Raw genomic sequence first — 3,351 nt, 5'->3', positions numbered from 1 at the left:
CTGGGGTCGGTGGAGGTGGGGCGGATCTCGCGGGGCGGGATGCTGCCGTTGTCCACCGAGGAAGGTCTGGCACTCTTCGACGCCGGCCTCACCCACGACCACCCCGTGCTGGTGCCCGCCCGCATCGACCTTCCCGCCCTCCGGGTACAGGCCCGCGAGGAGGGGCTGCCGCCCCTGCTCCACGACCTCGTGCCCGCGGCGCCGAAGCGCGGCTCCCGGGACGCCTCGCCCGCGGCCGATCTGACCGACCCGCTCGCCCTGGTCCGTACCCATGCGGCCGCGGTCCTCGGGTACGCCGGGCCCGACCAGGTCGATGCCGACCGGAAGTTCCTGGAGATGGGCTTCGACTCGCTGACCTCCGTGCGCCTGCGCAACCGGCTGAACACGGCGGCCGGGCTCACGCTCAGCGCCATGGCGGTCTTCGACCACCCGACGCCCCGGCTCCTGGCCGACCACCTCCGGGGTGAACTGACCGTGCCGGAGGTGCCGGTGGCGGCGGAGCCCACGGGCGCCATCGGTCTGCTCTACCGGCAGGCCTGCGCCGACGGCAAGGTGGAGGAGGCCACCGATCTGCTGATGGTGGCCTCCCGGCTGCGGCCGTCCTTCCCGGTCGCCTCGGTGGGCGCCACCCGGCAGCTCCTGGAACCGGCCCGCCTCGCGGAGGGCCCCACGGAGGGACCTGTCGAGGGCCTCGTGGCATCGGCACTGGTCTGCCTGCCCTCGCTGACGGCCATGTCCAGCCCGCACCAGTACGCCCGCTTCGCGGCAGGTTTCGGACAGCGGCGCGCGGTGTCCGCGCTGCCCCTGCCCGGCTACCTCCAGGGCGAGGAACTGCCGGACAGTGCCGAGGCGATCGTCGAACTCGTCGCCCGGTCGGTGCTGCGCGACGCCGACGGCACGCCGTTCGCGCTGGTCGGCTACTCCTCCGGCGGCTGGCTGGCACACGAGGTCGCCGCCCGTCTGGAACGGCTCGGCAGCCCGGCCGCGGGGCTGGTCCTGCTCGACACCTTCCTGCCGGGCGAGGCCGCCGATCCCGCCTTCCGCGGCGACATGGTCAAGGCCATGTTCGACCGGGAGGAGGAGTACGGCTGGACCACGGACGCCCGACTCACCGCCATGGGCGGCTACTTCAGGCACTTCCACGGCTGGACGCCCGAGGTGGTCTCGACCCCGACCCTGCTCGTACGGGCGGAGCAGTCGCTGGGCGGTCGGCGGGCCTCCTGGCCGCTGACGCACACCCCCGTGGACGTCGACGGAGACCACTTCACCATGCTGGAGGCCGCCGCCGGCACCGCTGCCGACGCGGTGGACGACTGGCTGCGGACCGTGCAGCCGGAGCACAGCACCGAGGGAAAGACGACCCAGCAGTGAGCATACGTACCGAATCCGACCCGACTCCCCGTCAGGGCCTCGGCCCCGAGGTGTGGAAAGCCGCCACGGTGGTGATCCTGGGGTCGACCATGTCCTTCCTGGACTCGACGATCGTCAACGTCGCCCTCAAGGCGCTGGGGTCCGGCCTCGACGCCCAACTCGACACCATCCAGTGGGTGGTGACGGCCTACCTGCTCGCGGTCGCCGCGGCGATCCCGGTCTCCGGCTGGGCGGCCCGGCGCTACGGGGCCCGGCGCACCTACGTGGCCGCGGTGGTCGTCTTCACGGTCGCCTCCCTCCTGTGCGCCGCAGCCCAGACCTCCGGGCAGCTCATCGCCCTCCGGGCCCTGCAGGGGCTCGGCGGCGGTCTGATCATGCCGGTCGGGCAGATCATCCTCGCCAGGGCGGCCGGACCGATGAACCTCCCGCGGGTGATGGCGGTCGTCGGAGTGCCCATCGTGCTCGCCCCCGTCTTCGGACCGTTCGCGGGCGGCCTCCTGCTCCACTACGCGGACTGGCGGTGGATCTTCCTCGTCAACCTGCCGGTGGGAGCCGTGGCCGTGCTGTGCGCACTGCGCCTGCTCCGCGCCGACGGCCCGCAGGACTCGGCCCCGCTCGACCCGCTCGGCCTCCTGGCCGTCTCCGGCAGCATGGTCGCCCTGACCTACGGGTTCGGCGAGAGCGGCCGGCACACCTCGGCCGTCGCGCTGCTCGCGATCGCCGTCGGCGCGGTGCTGCTGGCGCTGTTCGTCGTCCGGACCCTCCGGACCGCGCACCCGCTCTTCGACATCGGGCTCTACCGCGATCCGGTCTTCCGGGCGGCCTCGCTCACCACGGTCTTCCTGTCCATGGGCATGTACGCCGGCATGGTGCTGATGCCGCTCTACTTCCAGAGCGTGCGCGCTGCGGACCCGGTCACCACCGGTGTGCTGCTGCTGCCGTCCAGCGCGGGCGCCGCCGCGGCCACCTGGCTCTCCGGGCGGGTCGTCGAACGGCTCGGCGGCGGCCGCACCGCGTTCCTCGGGGCGGCGCTGAGCCTCGCCGCGGCGGTGCCGTTCGTCCTGGTCGGGGCGGACACGCCGTACGCGGTGGTCGGCACGGCCATGCTGCTCTCCGGCTTCGGGGCCGGACTGTCCGTGATGCCGGCCATGACCTCGGCCTTCCGGGCCGTCGACCCGCGCAAGATCAGCGACGCCTCGCCGCAGATCAACATGCTGCAGCGGCTCGGGGGTTCGATCGCGACGGCGGTGTTCGTGGCCGTCCTGCAGAACGGCCTGGACGAGGCGGGGGACAGCGCGGACAGCAGGATGTCGGCGTTCACCACCACCTTCTGGTGGTCGCTGGCCGCAGCGGCGCTCGCCGCGCTGACCGCCCTGACCCTGGCCCGCGCCCAGCGGCGCGGGCCCGCCCCGGTCAAGGCCGAACCGGACGTGCGGGAGACCGTTCCCCAGCCGCGCGCCTGACCGTCGACCGGCCGCCGCTGCCCGGGAGGCAGCGGCGGCCCGGTTCCCCGACCCACTTGGAACCCGTCAGAAGGCCGAGGCCTGACATGTCACTCACCGTGCCGATCCGCGTCGACGAGCGGCAGGACGAACTCTCCGAACTCGACCGGTCCCTCATCCGGATGATCCGGCGCCGTGCCGAACTGGTCGGCGAGATCGAGGAACTCCGCCGGGCCGCCGGTCTGCCCCGGACCGAACTCACCAAGGAGAACCGGATGTTGAAGGAGTACCAGAGCGGCCTCGGCCGGCCTGGCGTCCAACTCGCCCTGCTGCTGCTCGAACTCGCCCGCCGCCGGCCGTAGCCGTAGGGCGTACCCAAGCACCTCAGTCGCACCAATCCGATGGGAAGCACCACATGACCGAGATCTCGGCCATCCTCGACACGATCCTCAGCTCCGACGCCACGTCGGCGGACTTCGCGGCGATCAAGCTCCCCGAGTCCTACCGGGCGGTCACGCTCCACAAGGACGAGGCGCAG

At 72.8% G+C, this 3,351-nt stretch carries 3 protein-coding genes; all 3 read left to right on the top strand.

Annotation, left to right across the window (positions count from 1 at the left end; all coding sequences use genetic code 11):
* On the top strand, window positions 1-1,371 hold a 1,371-nt coding region (locus ACFWIS_RS40495), incomplete at its 5' end, for an alpha/beta fold hydrolase (RefSeq protein ID WP_380464064.1).
* Entirely contained in the window at window positions 1,368-2,834 is a 1,467-nt protein-coding gene (locus tag ACFWIS_RS40490) for a DHA2 family efflux MFS transporter permease subunit (protein WP_380464066.1), read from the top strand. The genes ACFWIS_RS40495 and ACFWIS_RS40490, both read left to right, overlap by 4 nt.
* A gap of 86 nt (window positions 2,835-2,920) precedes the next feature.
* Window positions 2,921-3,175, top strand: a complete 255-nt coding sequence (locus tag ACFWIS_RS40485; protein ID WP_380464067.1) for a chorismate mutase — start codon at window positions 2,921-2,923, stop codon at window positions 3,173-3,175.
* Window positions 3,176-3,351: the final 176 nt, after the last annotated feature.

Origin of the sequence: Kitasatospora sp. NPDC127060 (genome assembly GCF_042724935.1) — a bacterium.
Classification (GTDB): Bacteria; Actinomycetota; Actinomycetes; order Streptomycetales; family Streptomycetaceae; genus Kitasatospora.
Note: the sequence above shows the minus strand (reverse complement) of the source record. Positions and strands in the feature narration are given on the sequence as shown.